Genomic DNA, 20343 nt, shown 5'->3' with positions numbered 1-20343 from the left:
CAGTTATCAATTCTATTAGAGTGCAAAATTAGGGTATTTTTTCTGCAACGCCGCTACTTTTAACATAGTTTTATCCATCAACGCCCGATAATCCTCGGAGTCGGGATGGAACGGTCTGTGTGCCAGGACGGCCTTCAACGGTGCCCACTCCTTCAGGAACATCTTCGCCTCCGTACTCAGGTAGGTCTCCGAGAGCCGTTGCCAGATATACGTCACCGTCTGGTCCGAGGGATGAAGCATATCCTCCTTATAGAAACGGTAGTCGCGCAACTCGTCCATCACAATCTCATAAGCAGGGAAGTAGTTGACGACCGACGGCTGACCGTTGTTGGCCGACAGTCTCTCTGCCGCCAACAGCAACGTGGCCTTCGAGAGTTGAGAGCCATGATAGCCGTACTTCCGATAACGGATTGGGCTGACGGTGAGCACAACCTGCATCCGGGGATTCCAGTCATGCAGCAGATCCACGGCACGTGTCAGATAGTCCACACACGCATCGACCGTCAACTGTTCCTCAGAGAAAAGCGCCTGCGGTCGTTTCTGACAGTTGTCCACGATCTCACCCGTCTCCTTCAGACGGTACACGTGGTTCGTGCCCAGCGTCAGAAAGGCGACGGCGGGGCATCCCACGCGCCGCTCCACCAGTCGTTCAATGGTGTGCAGGATGCTGGCAGGATTATACATGACCCCGTCAGGGTTGACCGTCACCCGGAACTTCTCTTCCTGGAAGCGACGACCGATACTATCGGCAAAGCACGAGCCTACGAAAAGAAGTTCCTCACATGGTCCGATCCTGAATCCAGGATCCTCGATATCCACGATCGTCCTAAACTCCATGATGATATACGATTACGAACGACGGCGGTATTCTATCAGAACGATTCCCACGAGCACCAGCAGCAGGACGCCGAAGGCCGTATAGGCCACCGTCTCGGTCATATCCACCGATTTCGGGAAGAACGATAGTTCTACCTGATGCTTACCCGGTTGGATCTGCAAGGCACGCAACACATAGTCCACACGTCCCAGCTCCACCGGCTTCCCATCGACGGTAGCCGTCCAACCCGGATAATAGATCTCCGAGAACACGAGCACCCCACCCTTGCCTGAGTTCACGTCATATGTCAGACGATTGGGCTCGTAGCCGGTAATCGTCACGATGCTGATCGTATCCTGTTCGGTGGCCTCACCCAACTGCGTCTTGAACTTCACATCGGCCACCGCCTGATGACGCAGCGCGAGTTTACCGAGCGCCGCAATCTCGTCATTGGCATTCTCCACATACTGTATCTCGTCAACGAACCAGGCATTGCCATACACATACGGGTTCTGTATGGGTACGGTCTGACCGCCCTCCAAGGGGAAGATAAAGTATTTCGTGTTCAGCATGTTCAGCACAGGACAGATACTATCACCGTTCACCTGCGTCATGTCGCCGCCGGCCTCTGCCACCGCCTTCGTAAGCGACTGCATCTCCGGTGCGATATACGCCTCTATCAGTTCCTGATAACGACGCAGTTTGGCGGCATGATAACCACCGATGCTCTTATGATAATAGCTGGTCTCATTCTCGTTGAACGTGTTCGAGGCGAGATTCAGCACACGATAGTCAAGACTCTGATCACGCAGTATCAGCTCATCCGTCTGTGTCTTCTGCTGGGGTGCCTCGCGCTCCGATGCCGGTACGAACATCTCGTCGTTCAGATAACGCTTGTTCACCTGCCACAGGTCAATCAGGCACAGCACCAGGATAGCTCCCACCATATAGTTGGCCTTCAGTTTGCCGTACTTGTAAAGCAACAGGATACCCGTTCCGACGACGATGATCCAGAACGTACGCCAGCAGTCGGCCGTGAATACTGCCTGACGCATCTCCGTCAGGTTGCTCACCAACGGCTGGAAATACTCTGCAGGCAGTCCCTGCAGGGCATGCATCTCCGCCGAGGAGATGAAGCTGCTGAAGAACACCGATGGCATCACAGCGAACAGCAGGGCGATACCTGCCGTCAGACCGAAGGAGATCAACAAGTACTTGTTGACAGCCCCAGTCTCCCGACTCTCCCAAATCCTCATCAGCTCCCTCAGAGCCAGCATGGCCAGCAACGGTATCGTGAACTCAGCGATTACCAGAATCGAGGCCACCGTACGGAACTTAGCGTACATCGGTACATAGTCGAGGAAGAAGTCTGTCAGTCCCATGAAGTTCTTTCCCCATGAGAGCAGGATCGACAAGATGGTTGCAGCCAGCAATGCCCACTTCACGGGTCCCTTCACGATAAACAGTCCCAGGATGAAGAGCATCATCACGAAGGCACCCACATAGACCGGACCCGAGGTGCCCGGCTGTTCACCCCAGTACTGTCCTATCTGCTGATAGATCGTTGTGAAGTTATTGTCGGCATGCTCCATGGCCGTCTCGTTCATGCTCAGCGGCATCGAGGCACCACCCTTCGTGTTCGGAATCAGCAAGGTCCATGTCTCGTCGATGCCATAGCTCCACTGAGTGATATAGTCGCGCTCCAGACCGCTGCTGGTCTGGTTGGCACTGTTCTCCTTCACCAGTTCACTCTTGCCGCGCATCGTCTCCTGACTATACTGCCAGGTGTGATAGAGGTTTGACAGGTTGATGCATAAACCGATGGCTGCTCCAGCGACACATACCGCCGTTGCCTTCATGAAGCGTGCCAGCTGATGCTCGCGGATGGCCTCTATCAGCCAGGCGATGACCATGAACAAGATGATAAACAGATAATAATAGGTCATCTGCACATGGTTCGCGTTGATCTCAAAGGCCGTGAAGACAGCCGTGACCAGCAGTCCCCACAGGTATCGTCCCCGATAGGCCAGTACCACACCGGCAATCATCGGCGGCAGATAGGCCAGTGCCCAGACCTTCCAGATATGTCCGGCGGCGATAATAATCAGGAAATAGGTCGAGAACGCCCAAATGATCGAGCCCAGCGCCGCCAGATGCTGTCGGAAGTCGAAGGCCCGCAACAGGATATAGAATCCCAACAGATACACGAACACATACCACACGTTCTCAGGCAGCCACAGATGATAGGCGTTAACCACCTTCGTCAACAGGTCGGTAGAGCCATACGAAGGCGCTGTCTGGTAGGTCGGCATACCTCCGAAGAGGGCATTGGTCCAACGACTGCGCTCACCTGTCTTCTGCAGGTACTCGATGCCCTCCTGTCCGGCGCCGCGCCCAGCAGAGGCATCATGACGATAGAGGATACGTCCCTCGATATCGGCAGGGAAGAAGTAAGCGAAAGCCAGAACGGCGAATAACAGCACTACCAGCACGTCGGGCAGGCATTTCTTCAATAAAGTCATATCTTGCAAGTTTTTAATTCTGTGTGCAAAGTTACGAATTAATTAAGAATTAGAATTAAGAATTAGAATTATTTTGTACCTTTGCAGTAAATTATGGAAGATCTCATCATCACCAGTCTGCAGAACGCCAAGGTGAAGCACCTGGTAGCCCTGCAACAGAAATCCTCACTGCGTCGTGAGGAGGGACTCTTCGTGGTCGAGGGACAGCGCGAGATCGGGCACTGCATCGCCTGCGGCTACGAGGTGGTCGAGGTATTTAGAAGATCGGAGACGGGAGACGGAAAACTGGAGACGGGAGACGGAAGTCATAAAACCTATGTGGTCTCACCACAGGTCTATGAGAAGATGGCCTATCGCGGTTCCACGGAAGGCATCATCGCCGTCGTCAAGTGCAAGCAGCACGACCTCTCTATTCTGGATGCCCTCTTCTCAAGGAACAGCACCCCACTCCTGGTCGTGCTGGAGCGTGTAGAGAAGCCCGGCAATCTCGGTGCCATCCTACGCACGGCCGAGGCCGCCGGTGTGGACGCCGTCATCGTGTGCGATCCCCTGACCGACGTCTATAACCCCAACCTCATCCGAGCCAGCATCGGTGGTGTGTTCAGTGTACCTGTGGCCGTATGCACCTCACAGGCGTGCATCGCATTCCTCAAGGAGCATCAGGTGAGCATCCTCACGGCCCAGTTGCAGGACTCCTACGAATATTACGACTACGACATGCGTCAGGCCACAGCCATCGTCATGGGTACGGAGTCGACAGGCCTTACCGACCAATGGCGCGAGGCTGCCGATGCCCATATCCGCATCCCCATGCTTGGTCGTCTCGACTCGTTGAATGTCAGCGTCTCCGCTGCCATCCTCATGTACGAGGCCGTCCGCCAGCGCCACAAAAAAGAATAGAAATGAAAATAGGAATGATAGTAGCGATGGACAAGGAGTTGCAGCAGCTCCGTCCATTATTCCCCGAAGACAAAGTCATCCTCCAGAAGAGCGGCATCGGCAAGGTGAACGCCGCCATTCAAGCCATCGAGATGATTCGTCAGTATAAGCCCGATGTCATCATCTCCTCAGGCTGTGCAGGAGGCAACGGCGACGATATCAACGTACAGGATGTGGTGGTGAGCACCCAACTGGCCTATCATGATGTATATTGCGGAACGGCCATCGACGACTCTACCGTCTACGGTCAGGTGCAGGGTCTCCCTGCCCGCTTCGACGCCGATCCCCACTTACTCGAGATTGCCCGCTCCCTGAGCCTCTCCACCGCCCCCATCCACGTCCATCCTGGCCTCATCGTCACCGGCGACTGGTTTGTCGACTCCAAGGACAAGATGCGCGAGATCATCGGCCATTTCCCCGAGGCTAAGGCCGTCGACATGGAGAGTGCCGCCATCGCCCAGGCCTGCTATCTCAACAAGGTGCCGTTCATCTCGTTCCGTGTCATCAGCGACATCCCCCTGCGCGATACCGACGCCTCGATGTATCATGACTTCTGGAACACCATCGCCGAAAACTCGTTCCACGTCACCAAGACATTTATTGAAAGTCTCTAAGTCAGAAAGCATTATGGAAGTTATCCAGAGTTTCACCATCGACCACACCCACCTGAAGCCAGGTATCTACGTATCACGCGAGGACAAGGGGTTCACCACCTTCGACCTGCGCATTACCGAGCCCAACCAGGAGCCGGCCGTGGCGCCTGCCGCCATGCACAGTCTGGAACACCTGATGGCCACATGGTTCCGCAACAGCGAGGCCAAGGATGATGTAGTGTATGTCGGTCCTATGGGCTGTCTCACGGGCATGTATATCATCATGACAGGCTCATATACCGTCGAGGACATGCGTCGTCTGACCATCGCGTGCCTCCAATGGATTCTCACACAGACAGAGGTGCCTGCCACCCGTCCAGAGGCCTGCGGCAACTATCTGCTCCACGACCTCCCCATGTGCAAGTGGGAGAGCGCCCGTTACCTCGACCGTCTGCAGAACGATTTCCACTGCGAGTACACCAAACTCCAGATCACCCTCGACGACGGCAAGGTCTTCGCCGACGCATAACCTCAAGAAATCCCCAGCCTACCAGCTGAGGGGGGATCTTTGGCTTAAAGAGATGCCTCCTATGAGTCATTCAGATAGGGTTTACGAGTCATGGAGATAGGGCCTATACCCCTATAGGGATTATCTCCATCAGTCGTAGATGACGTCTCTTTCACCGAAAGGGATTATCTCTTTCACCCTTAGTTGGGGGGGATACATTTGTGACGGATGACGGATATGACGGATGTTTTTAGAGTTTTCTCGCGTGTACGCAGGAACTTTTGCGGCGCCGAAAGTTCCTGCGTACACGCGAGAGGGTTTTGCAGAAACCATCTGTCATCCGTCATCCGTCACACAGGAGGGGATCGAAAATGTATGAGATATACTTGTTCCATGAGCTATCAATATAAGTCAGGGAACAAAGATACAAAATAAAATCGGAAATTAGGTGTATGCATGCAGTGCATGCACTGCATGCATACATCATAAACAACTGATTATCAGTATATTTTAGAATACACAAGTTCAACTCTATCCTCGCTTAATCGCAGCCCTGAGTATTCACTCGAGCCTGCTCACGCTCGATAGAGTTTGAACAAGTTCAACTCTATCCTCGCTTAATCGCAGCCTTTTTACGTTGGTCGTGGTCGAGGATGACCTTGCGCATACGCATAGACTTCGGTGTGACTTCCACCAGCTCGTCTTCCTTGATGTACTCAAGGCACTCCTCCAGGCTCATGACGGTCTTCGGGATGATACGGGCCTTATCGTCGGTACCAGAGGCACGGACGTTCGTCAACTGCTTGGCCTTGCAGACATTCACCACAAGGTCATTGTCATGGACATGCTCGCCGACCACCTGACCGGCATACACATCCTCACCGGGATCGATGAAGAACTTACCACGGTCCTGCAGTTTATCGATGGCGTAGGCAAAGGCATTACCGGTATCCATGGAGATCATCGAACCGTTCACACGACGCTCGATCTCGCCCTTATAGGGCTGATACTCCTTGAAACGGTGGGCCATGATGGCCTCGCCCTGTGAGGCGGTAAGCACATTGGTACGCAGACCGATGATACCGCGCGAGGGGATATCGAACTCGATATTCACGCGCTCGCCCTGACTCTCCATCGAGGTCATCTCACCCTTACGACGGGTGACCATGTCGATCATCTTCGACGAGAACTCCTCGGGCACGTTGATGGTCAACTCTTCCACCGGCTCGTGCTTCACGCCGTCGATCTCCTTATAGATAACCTGGGGCTGACCGACCTGCAGCTCGTAGCCCTCGCGACGCATGGTCTCGACGAGCACAGAGAGGTGGAGCACACCACGGCCTGAGACAATCCACTTGTCGGTAGAGTCCTCGAAGGGCTCCACACGCAGGGCGAGGTTCTTCTCCAGCTCTTTCTCCAGACGGTCATTGATATGACGAGAGGTGACAAACTTACCTTCCTTGCCGAAGAACGGGGAGTCATTGATCGTGAAGAGCATCGACATCGTAGGCTCGTCGATGGCAATCGGCGGCAGCGGCTCGGGGTTCTCCAAGTCGCAGATGGTGTCGCCGATCTCGAAACGGTCGAGACCGATCACAGCACAGATATCGCCACAGTCGACACTCTCGGTGCGCACATGACTCATTCCCTCGAAAATATGGAGTTCCTTGATCCTGGTCTTCTCCAGCGAACCGTCGCGGTGACTGATGGTAACCTGCATGCCGTCCTTCAACTGACCGCGGTGTACACGACCCACGGCGATACGGCCCTGGTAACTGGAATAGTCGAGCGACGTGATGAGCATCTGAGGTGTTCCCTCAATCTGCTGCGGGGCAGGGATTACCTCGACAATCTTATCGAGCAGATAGGTAATATTGTCGGTAGGATTCTTCCAGTCCTCACCCATCCAACCGTTCTTTGCGGAGCCATAGACCACGGGGAAGTCCAACTGCTCTTCGGTGGCGTTCAATGAGAACATCAGGTCGAACACCATCTCATAGACCTCCTCAGGGCGACAGTTAGGCTTGTCGACCTTGTTGACCACCACGATCGGCTTCAGACCGATCTGCAGGGCTTTCTGCAGCACAAAGCGCGTCTGGGGCATCGGGCCCTCGAAGGCGTCGACGAGCAGCAGACAGCCGTCGGCCATGTTCAACACACGCTCCACCTCACCACCGAAGTCGGAGTGACCCGGAGTGTCGATGATATTGATTTTCACACCCTTCCAGGTGATTGATACGTTCTTTGATAAAATGGTGATGCCACGCTCTCTCTCCAAGTCGTTAGCATCGAGTACTTGACTGCTGAGATTCTGTCCCTCACGGAAGAGATTTCCAGCCAGCATCATCTTGTCCACAAGCGTTGTCTTACCGTGGTCAACATGTGCGATAATTGCAATGTTTCTGATATCCTGCATACCTAATCGTTGATTTTTCGGCTGCAAAGGTACAAAAAAAGACACAGATAACACAGATTTTCCGGAAGAATTTTCCATGAACACGCATGCGGATATGAAATCTGTGGCCGAAAAATTTGGCAGATTGCAGAATTAGTTGTACCTTTGCAGCCGCATTTCGGAAAATCCGAAGCATCCCACGACGTATACCGCCTGGTGATTAGGGAGGAAGCGCGTCGGAAAGATGTTTATGCAAAGATCATTTAATCACAGTTATTATGTACTTAGACAAAGCTAAAAAGCAGGAGATCTTCGGTCAGTATGGCAAGAGCGCCACAGATACCGGTTCTGCAGAGGCACAGATCGCCCTCTTCTCTTACCGTATCTCTCACCTGACGGAGCACCTGAAGAAGAACCACAAGGACTACAACACAGCTCGTTCGCTGACCATGCTCGTTGGTAAGCGTCGTAAGTTGCTGAAGTACCTCTACACGAACGATATCAATCGTTATCGTGCTATCATCAAGGCCCTCGGTCTTCGTAAGTAAGCAAATAGCAAGAACAAAAAGTAAGGCTCGCATCGCTGCGAGCCTTTTTTTATGTCTTGTCGTCAAGAACCGTTTCCGAGTGGTTCAGTCGCTGATCTCCTCAAGGGGCTTCATCACGAACGCACGCTGCTGCATCTGCGGATGAGGGATCTTCAGATCAGGCTCATCGACGGTCAGATCGTCGTAGAGCAGGATGTCAATGTCGATGGGACGATCGTGGTACATGGTAGATTGGACACGCGTCGTGGCGTGGCGGCGCCTCTTGCCCAACTCACGCTCGATCTTCTGCGTGGCCTTGAGCACCTGACGGGGCGTGAGGGTGGTCTCCACGAGGATGACACCATTGACGAACTTATGGTCCGACTCGTAGCCCCACGGCTCAGTCTCAATCAACGATGACTGACGGGTGACCTCGCCTACTCGTTCGGCAATCAGAGCAATCGCCTTTCGTATATTCTCCTCACGATCGCCGAGATTGGAACCTAATCCCAAATACACCTGATGTTCCATCTCCCGTCTCCCGATTTCAGACTCATCAATCATCCACAATCAGCATCGCATCGCCGTAGCAACCGAACCGATAGCCGTTCTTGACAGCCTTCTTATAAGCCTCGTACACGAGCTCATAGCCACCAAACGAGCACTGCGTCATCATCATCGTCGACTCAGGGTGGTAGAAGTTAGCCACCAGGGCATTTGCCATACCGAACTCATAGGGAGGGAAGATGAACTTATTGGTCCAGCCCTCATACTCCTTCAGCATGCCATCGGTGCCGACGGCCGTCTCTGTGGCACGGGCCGTACTGACGCCCACCGCACAGACACGGTGACCCGACAGCTTGGTCTTATTCACGATGTCGCAGGCCTCCTTGGGGATGAACATCTGCTCGGATGACATCTTGTGCTTCGTGAGATCCTCGACCTCAATGGGATCGAAGTTGCCAAGACCGCAGTGCAGGGTGATATAAGCGAAGTTGATGCCGCGGATCTCCATGCGCTTCATCAGCTCACGACTGAAATGAAGACCGGTGGCAGGGGCCGTCACTGCACCCTCGTTCTTCGCATAGATCGTCTGGAACGTGTCCATATCCTCTTCCTGAGCAGGACGTCTGTCGATGATATAACGAGGCAGTGGGGCTGCGCCCAGGGCGAACAGCTCACGCTTAAACTCATCGTGCGGACAGTCGTACAGGAAACGGAGCGTACGACCACGACTGGTCGTGTTGTCGATAACCTCGGCCACCATCGGTCCATCCTCCTCGAAGAAGAGTTTATTACCGATACGGATCTTACGGGCCGGCTCAACCAGCACATCCCACAGGCGCAGGTCGGCATTCAGCTCACGGAGAAGGAATACCTCGATCTTGGCATCGGTCTTCTCCTTCGTTCCATAGAGACGAGCGGGGAACACCTGTGTGTCGTTGAAGATGAAGGTGTCATCCTCGTCGAAGTAATCCAGGATATTACGGAAATCAAGGTAGATGGGATTGCCCTCCTCATCTTTCAGGTCCTCACCGTTCTCATCCTTCTTGGTCATCTCGATCTTCCCACTCTTACGATGCACTACCATCAGTCGGCACTCATCGCGATGGTATGACGGTTCCAACGCGATCTGCTCCTCGGGGAGTTTAAACTTAAACTGCGATAACTTCATATGTCTCTGATATAATTACTTGATTGTTTCTTCCTCCTTCATCACCTTGTCGAGCCACGCGGGGAACTCGTCGAATGTCAGACAGTCCTCGATGCGCACGTCGCCCAACCGCGTCCGACAGAGCGCCGTCAGGAAAGCTCCGCTGTTCAGCGCATAACCGATGTCGCGTGCCAGCGACCGGATATAGGTGCCCTTGCCACAGGCCACACGAATCGACATCTGCATCGTCGCCGGATCGAAGTCGGTCAGCTCGATCTCGTCGATATGAACCGGCTTGGCCGCTAAGGTTACCTCCTCACCCCGACGCGCCATCTTATAGGCGCGATGACCGTCGACCATACAAGCGGAATAGGCCGGTGGTACCTGCATGATGTCACCAACGAACTGAGGCAGTGTCTGCAGGATCAGTTCACGGGTGATATGCTTCGTCGGATAGGTGTAGTCGACCGTATGCTCACGGTCAAAACTGGGCGTGGTAGCTCCCAGCTGGAGCGTCGCCGTATATTCCTTGGAGTGGAGCTGCAGCGCCTCTATCTGCTTCGTGGCCTTGCCCGTGCAGAGGATCAGCACCCCTGTGGCCAGGGGATCGAGGGTCCCCGCATGCCCCATCTTGACTCTCTTAACTTTCAGCCGCTTGGAGACGAGATAACGGATATGCGCCAACGCCCCGAAACTCGACATCCGATATGGCTTGTTGATATATATGTATGCTCCTTCCTGAAAATTCATTAGTCAACCATTGCGAGTGAATGCCCTGTGAGCAACAGGATGATGATGATGGTGCCCACCACGATGCGATACCAGCCAAAGGCCTTGAAGCCGTACTTGGTGAGATAGTTGACAAACCACTTCATAGCCAACAGGGCCACGACGAAGGCGATGGCACAGCCCAGAAGCAGCATGGCGATATTATGACTGGTGGCCCAGGCCGTCTCCTCCTTCATCAGGTCGAGCACGTCGAGCAGAGTAGCACCCGCCATCGTCGGCACAGCCAGGAAGAACGAGAATTTGGCAGCGCGCCGACGGGTGAGCCCCTGGGTCATTCCACCCACGATGGTGGCCATCGAGCGCGACACACCGGGGATGACGGAGATACACTGGTAGAGACCGATCTTGAAAGCACGGCGCTCATCAACCTTGTTCTCCTCGTCCCCCTTGTTGAACAGTTTATCGCAGAAGAGCATAAACACACCTCCTGCCACCAACATCACAGCTACCACCTCGACACTGTCGAGCAGCCAGTCGAGCAGACCCGACTTCTTGGCCAGCAGACCGATCACCACGGCGGGCAGCACACCCACGATGAGCAACCAGTAGAAATAATACTTGTGCTTGAGACGCTGGAACAGAGAGCTACCCTCGGGAGCCGGTGTATTATCGAACTGGAAGAAGCGTTTCCAATACAGGCATACCACCGACAGGATGGCACCAAACTGTATAATAAAGGTAAAGGCGTGTACGAAGGGATCGCCCTGAGGCACGCCTAACAGGTTCTGTGCAATAATCATATGTCCTGTCGACGACACCGGCAGGAACTCCGTCAGGCCCTCAACGATCGCTATAATAACCGTCTGAATCCAATCCATTTTTCAAATATCTTATCTTAATCCCTTGGTTTTCTTACGACAGCATAGATCATGGAGATGAAGCCGATCAGGCATATCACCGGCGCTACCTTCGTGCGACGCACACTGAAGATGTCGGGCTCGAAAGCCTCGGCAGAGGTGTTCGGTCCTATCATCAACAGGAAACCGACGATGACCACGATCATGCTGACTGCCAGCAGGATGAAATTCACTTTATCAAACGCAAAATTCTTCTTATCCATAATGATATCCTCTATTCATTAAATCTTATACAGCTCACCGGCCGACATCCGCAGGAACTTGTTCACCGAGATATACGAACAGGCCTCGGTGATGATGATGCCGAACAGGAAGACGGCCAGTGCGGTGATCAGCAGCTCACGCCATGTGATGATGGTCATCACGTTGGGCTCATAACAGTAGAGCGCATAGGCACAGGCGCCCAGCACAATATTGGCAATCAGGGCGGCAACGAGGCCCACCATCAGTCCTTGTCGCATGAAAGGACGACGGATGAAGTTCCACGAGGCACCGACCAACTTCATCGTGTGGATGGTGAAGCGACGCGAGTAGACACTCAAGCGCACCGTGTTATTGATCAGGGAGAACGAGACAAAGGTCAGCAACAGAGCCAACACCAACAGCAGGATGTTCACCTTTCCCAGATTTCGGTTCACGCTGTCGACCAGATCGACCTGATAAGCCACATCGGTCACCTTCGCATTCTTCCGCAATTCAGTGGCAATCCACTTCAAGGAGTCACGGTTCGCATAGTCGGACCACATCTGCAGTTCGAGGGTAGCAGGGAAAGGATTGACACCCAGGAACTCAGAGGGGTCGGAACCCATCGCCGCCGTCTGTTCCTTTAAGGCCTGCTCACGGGTGATGAACTCAACACTCTTGGAATAGGGACGCTGACGGAGAGCCTTACACAGCACTTTCGCATCGGCCTGCGTCGCATCGTCGCTTAGCATCACCGTCACCGTCAGGTTCTCCTTCACCCACTGCGATAGATTACGCGAGGTCTGTACGGAAAAAACAACCAGACCTAACAGCACCAAGACCATCGCCGTGCTGATACACAGTGTCACCAACTGTACGCCACGATGATTGCCGGCATACTTCCTACGTCTCTTCATGAACTACTTTACGTACGTAATTGAGTTTGCAAAGTTACAACATTTTAAGCGAACGCGCAAATTTTTTTGCCACAGATTTCATAGATTAACACGGATTGATGGAAAAAACTTCTTGAAAATCTGTGTTATCTGTGGCCTTTTTTGTACTTTTGCATCCTGTTATGAGTACCATCATCTACCCCTCGCCCATCTTCGGCCCCGTACACAGTCGCCGACTGGGCATATCACTGGGCATCAACCTGTTGCCGGCCGACGGAAAAGTATGTTCGTTCGACTGCATCTACTGTGAGTGTGGTTTCAATAAAGACCACCGTCCTACCCTTCCCTTCCCTAAGCGCGAGGAGGTAGCCAAGCATCTGGAAGAGACGCTCCGGAAGATGGTCGATGACGGACAACTGCCCGACGTGCTGACATTCGCTGGCAACGGAGAGCCGACCTGTCATCCGCAGTTCGCAGAGATTATCGACGACACGATCCGGTTGCGCGACCAATACTGTCCTAAGGCCAAGGTGTCGGTACTGAGCAACTCAACCTTCATCCATCGTCCACAGGTACACGAGGCGCTGATGCGGGTAGACAATAACATCCTAAAGCTTGACACCATCGATCCGACCTACATCCAGAAGGTGGACCGTCCGAACGGTGCATACGACGTTCATCAGATCATCGAACAGATGAAAGCCTTCAACGGGCATCTGATCATCCAGACGATGTTTATGAGGGGGGAGACAGAAATCGGGAGTCAGGAGTCAGTGGATAATACCAGTGAGGAGTACGTAGGCCCGTGGCTTGAGGCGGTGAAAGCGATCAGGCCACAACAGGTGATGATCTACACCATCGATCGGGAGACGCCTGCACAGGGTCTGCTCAAAGCGACACACGAGCAACTCGACGCCATCCGCGACAGGGTCATCGCCACCGGCATCCCCTGCACAGCTTCCTATTAAGACTTCTCTTCAAATTACACTTTATCAGATGTCAGTAGGGCTGCTTTCGCCCTGATTGCCATAGATGCCCCAGACGCGGGAAGTCCATATTGCGTTCTTATAGTCAATGATCTTTGTCCCCATGATCTCTATTTGCTTCAAGTGTTCCATCTCGCTGGGCCAACCATTGTAAAAGTAGCTGTATTGCTCTACATCAGTCACTGTGGCATCCTCAAGTTCCTGCTTTTTTATTTCATCATTGACTTTCCCAGCATACTCATCACTCAATGTCAAATTGATATAGTTGCCTATGGTCTCTTTGAGGTCTTCTTTAGGAATGGTCGTAACAGTCCGTCCGCTTATGAAATAATCATCCTCAAAACCATACTCCTCGCTGCTTTTATCATAGCCACAGACAACGGTTGTTTGCTCTGGCCATCCGTGGGCATCTGTATCGTCGCTTTCGGTCTTGCCTATTGCGAATGAGTTACCATGCAGAGAGAAAAGCAACTTAAGATCCGCGCTGTTCTCAATATATGCCTTCTCATCAGCGAATTGAAGGGTCATCTGCGACTCGAACCGTGCCCGTGGTAAGGCTTCATTCAATTGAGGCCGGCAACTATACAGTGAGTCTAAGAACGACTTAATCATTTTTCGTGAGAAATCCTTGATTTCCTTCCAGTTCTTGATGTGCTCTATTCTTCCGTATTCGTCTGTGGTGATAATCGTATTGATGTCTCCAGTTGCCTCCACAAGCGACTGCATGATATGTGTCATCAGGGTATCCTTACCGAAATCGACTTTCGTCTCCAATGGTATGCACTCTATCTCGTAACTGGTTGCTGTAGAGTCTCTCACAATCAATTGAAATGTACTTAGCATCTGGCGCTCCACAATCGTGTCATTGTCCTTAACCTTGGCTCTAAGGTCTTGGTATTGATAGGTCAAGGTGTCGTTCTTGCAGAAAAAGGCAACGACGTTGATGGTGGTATCTTTGTTTTCCTGCTGTGCCGTCATCAACTGAGCAACAGACGGAAGCGCCAAAGCTCCAAACAACAATGAAAGGATAAGTTTTTTCATATCATATAAATTTTGATGTTTCATTAATGATTCATGCGCCACATACAGACCTTTCCAGAGATTCTAATCTTCAGCCCATCTCTACGATATTGTACATTGCACCCGTAGAAGCCGTATGTCGTCTTCTCAGGCTCCTCCACGTCTATATGGTAGAACAATCGAATCCCTGCCAATGGGCAGGGATTCGATTGTTATTTGCACATAATGCCTCGCTGGGTGCTCTCGAGGAAACGGATGATATCACGTATCTCGGGACTGTCGGGCACCTGTTCCTTAATCTGGTTGATCACATCGAACGTGCTGGTCTTACCATGGAACAGCAGACGATACGCATTGGCGATATGCTTCTGCACCTTCGGGTCGATGCCGGCCTCGTTCATCATCGTGGTGTTGGGACCACCATATTTCAGCGGTTTACCACCCGCCACCAGGAACGGAGGTACATCGTGTGAGAACGTACAACCAGCCTGGATCAGTGACAGACGACCGACACGGGTATTGGCATTCTGGATCGCACTACTGGAGAAAATCACACCATCGCCGATCTCACAATCGCCAGCGATCTTCACACCATAGCCGAACACACAGTGATTGCCCACCACGGTGTCGTGACTGATATGCGTACCCTCCAATAAGAAATTGCCGTTGCCGATGACCGTCACACCATCCTGCTGAGTGCCGCGGTTGATCACCACGTTCTCGCGGATAACGTTGTTATCGCCAATCCTCACATACGACTTGGCACCACGGAAATTGAAATCCTGTGGCAAGGCGGCGATCACACTACCCTGATGGATCTTATTGTTATTGCCGATACGCGAGCCGTCGCAGATGGAGACAAAGGGGAAGATGATACAGTTGTCACCAATCTCCACATCGTCCTCGATATACACGAAGGGGAATATCTTACAGTTCTCACCGATCTTCGCCTTTGGGCTTATCTCGGCTTTAGGGGAAATTTCACTTGCCATATATAATACAATTAAGTTGTAGTTTATTTAACACCGCCACCTAAGGCCTGATACAGGTTCACCACAGACTGCATCTTGTAGAACTGATCCTGCACCTCAGAGATCTCGGCATTGAGCAGGTTGCTCTGGGCAGAGATGACCTCGAGATAGGTGGTGTTGCTGGCCGACTCCATCAACCGCTTGGTGTCCTCGACATTCTGCTTCAGTACGGCGACACGCTTACCGTCAAGGGTAGCCTTTTCGGCATAGGAGTTGTAGCTGACGAGAGCGTTAGACACCTCGTTGCCGGCCTTCAGAATGGCGCTCTGCCAGTTGTTGAAGGCCTGCTCGTACTGGGCCTTGGCCACCTTCAGACCAGCAACGATCTGACCGTGCTGGAAGATGGGCTGCACAAGACTACCGACAGCAGAGAGAAGCCACTTGCCAGGGTTCACCAAACCGTTCTGGTTGGTGAAAGCCGCCGTACCCGTGACCGTGATGTTCGGATAGAAACGGCTACGGGCCGTCTCCACATCATAGAAGCACTGGGCCAGCGCCATCTCCTTGGCATGGACATCGGCACGGTTGTTAAGCATGCGAAGAGCGACACCCGTCGAGAGATCGGTGGGCAGTGTCTGACCGTCGAAACGGCCACGGCTGATGGTCTGTCCCGACTGACCGAGCAGCAGGGAGAGAGAGTTCTCCATCTCACGGACCTGACGCAACAGGTCGACTTTCTGCGACTGCACACTGTAATAGGCGGCCTCAGCACTCTGCACGGCCGTAGAACGATAGCCGATACGACTGTCCTTCATCACCTGCATCTTCTCCCAGGTCTCCTTGGTCAACCGCTCCATATCACTGACGATCTCCACCTGACGGTCGAGCATCAGCAGCGTATAATAGAGATTGGCAATACCGGAGATGAGGTTGCACTTCACCACCGTCTGGTAGTCCTTCGTGGCCACGAGCTGCATCTGAGCAGAACGCTTCACGCTGAGCAGGTTGCCGAAGAGATCGACATTCCAACTAGCACTGACAGGCAGGGTGTATGACTTCGTGGCGGCAGCACCGTCGAACGAGGCAGCGTTCCCTGTGGAGAGAGCGCCAGCGAGGGCAGGAAGGCCAGTTTGGCAATCTTCAGTGCCTCGTTGACCATCTGCACGTTCAGCGCAGCATTCAACAGGTCGGGATTGTTCTGCAAGCCCGTCTCGATGAGTGTCTGCAGCTGCGGGTCGGTGAAGACACTACGCCACGGCATATTACCGAAAGACGTCGTATCGGTCACTGCGAGCGTATCCGTCAGAGAGACAGGATCACGGACGATACCCGTCACATCCACATCAGGGCGCTCGTACTTATTATAGAGTCCGCAGCTCGACAGCAGCAGGGCTGCGGACATGTATATCGTCAGTTTCTTCATATTACTTTTCATAATCAACGGGTTTTGAATGCGCATACTGTGCCAACTCGGCAGCCACCTCAGGATTCTCCTCGTCTTCGAACTTCATCGGCGAGATCTTCTCCTGCAATGACTGGAAGATCACGAAGAGCGTAGGTACCACGAAGATCTGGAGCAACGTACCAATGAGCATACCACCCACGGCTGCCGCACCCAGCGTCTGGTTACCATTCTTACCAACACCCGAAGCGAACATCATCGGCAGCAGACCGATGATCATAGCCAACGAGGTCATCAGGATCGGGCGCAGACGGGCAGCAGCACCAAGCACTGCCGACCATGAGATAGCCATACCCGTCTGACGACGCTCAAGAGCGAACTGTACGATCAGGATGGCGTTCTTGGCCAACAGTCCGATCAGCATGATCAGCGAGATCTGCATATAGATATCGTTGGCATGTCCGAAGATCATGGTGAACAGATAACAGCCCGCCAGTCCGAACGGCACAGAGAGCACCACTGCCAACGGCAGGATGTACGACTCGTACTGGGCCGAGAGGATGAGGTAGATGAAGATGAAGCAGAGCACGAAGATCAGGCCGGTGGTATTAGAAGCCTTGGCCTCCTCACGTGTCAGACCCTGATAGTCGTATGAGTAACCTGCCGGCAGCATCTCGGCAGCAATCTCCTCAGCCGCCTTGATAGCCTCACCCGTAGAATAGCCGTCGGCCACCGTCGCCGTCACATTGATACTCGTGAACAGGTTGAAACGGTTGATGTTCGACGGACCATAGACACGCTCCAGGTTACAGAATTCCTGAACGGGTGCCATACCCGATGGCGTGCGTACATATATATTATTAAGCGACTCCGGTGTCATGCGGGTCTCGGGCGATGCCTGCACCATCACACGGAAGAGCTTTCCGTAGGCGTTGAAGTTAGAGGCATACAGTCCACCATAGTAACCCTGCAAGGTAGAGAGGATCGTCTGCGGAGAGATACCGCTCTGCTTACACTTTGCCACATCGATATGGATCATGTATTGCGGATAGTTGGGGTTATAAGAGGTCTGAGCCATCTGGAACTCCGGACGTTTGTTCAGTTCCGCAATGAAGTCCTTCACTACACCATAGAACTTGTTCAGGCTACCACCGGTACGGTCCTGCATCACAATCGACACACCACTGTTGGCAGAGAAGCCAGGAATCATAGGCGGCTGGAAGGCCAGGATAGAGGCATCCTTGATATGAGCCGTCTTAATGAAAATCTGGGCGATGACACCCGTGGCGTCCGACGGATCGAGGAAGAAACGGTAAATACCGTCACCTTGCCACAGACCCGATATCTTCCACCACAAACTCTTCTGACGCTCCTTGAACGGCTTCAGCTTGATGATGAACGTAGCCTGGTCGGAACCGGAACCAGCGATGAAGTTATAACCCTGGATCTGCTCACGGCTCTGGATGGCTGGATCGGCAGCGAGGATCCTATCCACCTCGTCGATCACCTGACGCGTACGAGCCACCGACGTAGCAGGAGGCATCGTGATAGTACAGAAGAGCGTACCCGTATCCTCGGAAGGTACAAGGCCAGACTTAGCGGTGAACATCGTTGTAGCAAGTACAGCAATACCAACAATCACCGAGACGATGATGACCACGGGCTTGCGCACCAGTTTCTCCACGATATTTTTATACTTACCCAATGTGGTATCGAAGGCCGTATTGAACGACTGATGGAAGCGGTCGATGCGTGACATCTTACGCTCGCGTCCCTCGGCATCGTGAGGTTTCAGGAAGATCGCACAGAGTGCCGGCGACAGCGTCAAGGCATTCAAAGCCGAGATGAAGATGGACACAGCCATGGTAACACCGAACTCACGATAGAACGTTCCAGACGTGCCACCGATGAACGATACCGGAATGAACACCGAGGCCATCACCAGTGTGATGGAGATAATGGCGCCCGAGATCTCGTTCATGGCATCGATAGAGGCGGTGAGCGATGACTTGTAGCCCTGGTCGAGCTTGGCATGCACCGCCTCGACCACCACGATGGCATCATCGACCACAATGGCGATGGCCAACAACAAGGCCGACAACGTGAGCAGGTTGATGGAGAAACCCATCACACTGAGGAAAAAGAACGTACCGATCAACGATACTGGTACGGCGATCAACGGGATCAGCGTAGAACGGAAGTCCTGCAGGAAGATGTACACCACGATGAACACCAGGATCAGTGTCATGAACAAGGTGAACACCACCTCTTCGATAGAAGCATATAGGAACTCTGTCACATCGTAGTTGATCTTATAGGTCATGCCCGGTGGAAAGAGTTTTGCCTGCTCCTCGAGCTCGGCCTTCACCTGCTTGGCAATCTCGTTGGCATTAGAACCAGCAATCTGCTGCACCATACCCATCACCGAGGGTTGGTTGTTGTTCTTCATCGAGACGGAATACATCTGACCGCCCAACTCGATCTTAGCCACGTCCTTCAGCTTCAAGGTGGTACCATCTGCATTGCTCTGGATAACGATATTGCCAAACTCCTCGGCGGTCTTCAGACGACCCGTGTATCGCATAGCGTACTCATAGGCCACATCAGAGCGCTCACCAAAGGTACCAGGAGCTGCCTCGACATTCTGCTCAGCCAATACGTTACTGATATCGCTTGGCATCAGGCCGTACTGTTTCATCACATCAGGCTTCAGCCAGATACGCATCGAGTAGCTCTTCAATCCAGGCGACTGAACGTCGCCCACGCCCTGGATACGCTTGATGGCTGGAATGATGTTGATATTATTGTAGTTCGTGAGAAACTCATCATCATAGCGTCCATCCTCTGAGGTCAGCGTGAACATCATCACCTGTGAGGTCTGACGCTTCATCACGGTCACACCGATACGTGTCACTTCGGCCGGCAGCAGTGCCAAAGCCTGCTGCACACGGTTCTGCACGTTCACGGCACACATATCGGCATTCATGCCCTGACGGAACAGCACCTGGATGCTGGCCGAGCCCGAGGAGGCCGTCGAACTCAGATAGTCCATACCCTCCACACCATTGATGCTCTCTTCGAGCGGTACGATAACGGAGTTCTTCACCGTCTCTGCATCGGCACCAGGATAGCTGGTCATAACCACAACGGTAGGCGGCGCAATGTCCGGATACTGCTCAATAGGCAAGGTGGCCAAGCCGATGAATCCCAGCAAGACAATGACAATAGAAATCACCGTCGACAGCACTGGGCGTTTTATAAATGTTGTAAAAGTCATACTTGCT

At 53.0% G+C, this 20343-nt stretch carries 18 protein-coding genes and 1 pseudogene; 5 read left to right on the top strand and 14 right to left on the bottom strand.

All coding sequences use genetic code 11. The features are described 5' to 3' along the window. Nucleotides 1-15 precede the first annotated feature (15 nt). Nucleotides 16-837, bottom strand: coding sequence for a GSCFA domain-containing protein (locus BLU99_RS09485; protein ID WP_091901447.1), 822 nt, complete (start codon nucleotides 835-837; stop codon nucleotides 16-18). 12 nt (nucleotides 838-849) lie between these two features. Continuing rightward, nucleotides 850-3339, bottom strand: coding sequence for a YfhO family protein (locus tag BLU99_RS09480; RefSeq protein ID WP_091901444.1), 2490 nt, complete (start codon nucleotides 3337-3339; stop codon nucleotides 850-852). A 93-nt stretch (nucleotides 3340-3432) separates the two neighbouring features. Between BLU99_RS09480 and BLU99_RS09475 the strand changes: the two genes are divergently transcribed. Genes BLU99_RS09475 through BLU99_RS09465 form a run of 3 tightly spaced genes read left to right on the top strand, consistent with a single transcriptional unit; the run spans nucleotide 3433 to nucleotide 5400 of the window. Next, a complete protein-coding gene (locus tag BLU99_RS09475) occupies nucleotides 3433-4239 on the top strand; it encodes a TrmH family RNA methyltransferase (RefSeq protein ID WP_091901442.1) in 807 nt (268 codons plus the stop codon). A gap of 2 nt (nucleotides 4240-4241) precedes the next feature. Next, entirely contained in the window at nucleotides 4242-4892 is a 651-nt protein-coding gene (gene mtnN, locus BLU99_RS09470; RefSeq protein ID WP_091901440.1) for a 5'-methylthioadenosine/S-adenosylhomocysteine nucleosidase, read from the top strand. A 13-nt stretch (nucleotides 4893-4905) separates the two neighbouring features. Beyond that, nucleotides 4906-5400: an S-ribosylhomocysteine lyase gene (locus BLU99_RS09465; protein ID WP_091901438.1), complete on the top strand. Its 495-nt coding sequence runs from the start codon at nucleotides 4906-4908 to the stop codon at nucleotides 5398-5400. 586 nt (nucleotides 5401-5986) lie between these two features. Here BLU99_RS09465 and typA read toward each other — a convergent pair. Then, nucleotides 5987-7795, bottom strand: a complete 1809-nt coding sequence (gene typA / locus BLU99_RS09460) for a translational GTPase TypA (protein WP_091901436.1) — start codon at nucleotides 7793-7795, stop codon at nucleotides 5987-5989. A 257-nt stretch (nucleotides 7796-8052) separates the two neighbouring features. On the opposite strand from typA, the gene rpsO reads away from it, so the two are divergent. After that, on the top strand, nucleotides 8053-8322 hold the full coding sequence (rpsO, locus tag BLU99_RS09455) for a 30S ribosomal protein S15 (RefSeq protein WP_091901434.1): 270 nt from the start codon (nucleotides 8053-8055) through the stop codon (nucleotides 8320-8322). 84 nt (nucleotides 8323-8406) lie between these two features. Here rpsO and folK read toward each other — a convergent pair whose 3' ends face one another. From folK to BLU99_RS09425, 6 genes are read right to left on the bottom strand one after another with little or no spacing between them, the layout of a single operon-like run. Continuing rightward, nucleotides 8407-8832, bottom strand: a complete 426-nt coding sequence (gene folK, locus BLU99_RS09450; protein WP_091901621.1) for a 2-amino-4-hydroxy-6-hydroxymethyldihydropteridine diphosphokinase — start codon at nucleotides 8830-8832, stop codon at nucleotides 8407-8409. A 25-nt stretch (nucleotides 8833-8857) separates the two neighbouring features. After that, the gene (gene queA / locus BLU99_RS09445) at nucleotides 8858-9976 is read right to left on the bottom strand and encodes a tRNA preQ1(34) S-adenosylmethionine ribosyltransferase-isomerase QueA (protein WP_091901432.1); all 1119 of its coding nucleotides are present in this window, start codon (nucleotides 9974-9976) and stop codon (nucleotides 8858-8860) included. 15 nt (nucleotides 9977-9991) lie between these two features. Next, nucleotides 9992-10705, bottom strand: coding sequence for a tRNA pseudouridine(55) synthase TruB (gene truB / locus BLU99_RS09440; RefSeq protein WP_091901430.1), 714 nt, complete (start codon nucleotides 10703-10705; stop codon nucleotides 9992-9994). Continuing rightward, nucleotides 10705-11562, bottom strand: a complete 858-nt coding sequence (locus BLU99_RS09435; RefSeq protein WP_091901428.1) for an undecaprenyl-diphosphate phosphatase — start codon at nucleotides 11560-11562, stop codon at nucleotides 10705-10707. Before BLU99_RS09435 ends, truB begins: the two co-directional genes overlap by 1 nt. Before the next feature lie 17 nt (nucleotides 11563-11579). Next, a complete protein-coding gene (locus BLU99_RS09430; RefSeq protein ID WP_176771115.1) occupies nucleotides 11580-11807 on the bottom strand; it encodes a DUF3098 domain-containing protein in 228 nt (75 codons plus the stop codon). A gap of 15 nt (nucleotides 11808-11822) precedes the next feature. Next, a complete protein-coding gene (locus tag BLU99_RS09425) occupies nucleotides 11823-12701 on the bottom strand; it encodes a cell division protein FtsX (RefSeq protein WP_091901424.1) in 879 nt (292 codons plus the stop codon). A gap of 161 nt (nucleotides 12702-12862) precedes the next feature. Between BLU99_RS09425 and BLU99_RS09420 the strand changes: the two genes are divergently transcribed. Continuing rightward, nucleotides 12863-13648: a radical SAM protein gene (locus BLU99_RS09420; RefSeq protein WP_091901422.1), complete on the top strand. Its 786-nt coding sequence runs from the start codon at nucleotides 12863-12865 to the stop codon at nucleotides 13646-13648. Between the two features lie 24 nt (nucleotides 13649-13672). On the opposite strand, the gene BLU99_RS09415 is transcribed toward BLU99_RS09420, so the two are convergent. The 5 genes and pseudogenes from BLU99_RS09415 to BLU99_RS09400 form a co-directional block, all read right to left on the bottom strand. After that, entirely contained in the window at nucleotides 13673-14707 is a 1035-nt protein-coding gene (locus tag BLU99_RS09415; protein ID WP_144006126.1) for a hypothetical protein, read from the bottom strand. Nucleotides 14708-14898: 191 nt separating this feature from the next. Beyond that, on the bottom strand, nucleotides 14899-15678 hold the full coding sequence (lpxA, locus tag BLU99_RS09410) for an acyl-ACP--UDP-N-acetylglucosamine O-acyltransferase (protein ID WP_091901418.1): 780 nt from the start codon (nucleotides 15676-15678) through the stop codon (nucleotides 14899-14901). 23 nt (nucleotides 15679-15701) lie between these two features. Next, a complete protein-coding gene (locus BLU99_RS12460) occupies nucleotides 15702-16217 on the bottom strand; it encodes a TolC family protein (protein WP_369807719.1) in 516 nt (171 codons plus the stop codon). 177 nt (nucleotides 16218-16394) lie between these two features. Next, nucleotides 16395-16918: pseudogene (locus BLU99_RS12455) on the bottom strand (TolC family protein); the annotation flags it as partial. Between the two features lie 163 nt (nucleotides 16919-17081). Next, the gene (locus BLU99_RS09400; protein WP_091901416.1) at nucleotides 17082-20336 is read right to left on the bottom strand and encodes an efflux RND transporter permease subunit; all 3255 of its coding nucleotides are present in this window, start codon (nucleotides 20334-20336) and stop codon (nucleotides 17082-17084) included. Nucleotides 20337-20343: the final 7 nt, after the last annotated feature.

Origin of the sequence: Prevotella sp. lc2012 (assembly GCF_900107065.1) — a bacterium.
Lineage (GTDB): Bacteria > Bacteroidota > Bacteroidia > Bacteroidales > Bacteroidaceae > Prevotella.
Note: the sequence above shows the minus strand (reverse complement) of the source record. Positions and strands in the feature narration are given on the sequence as shown.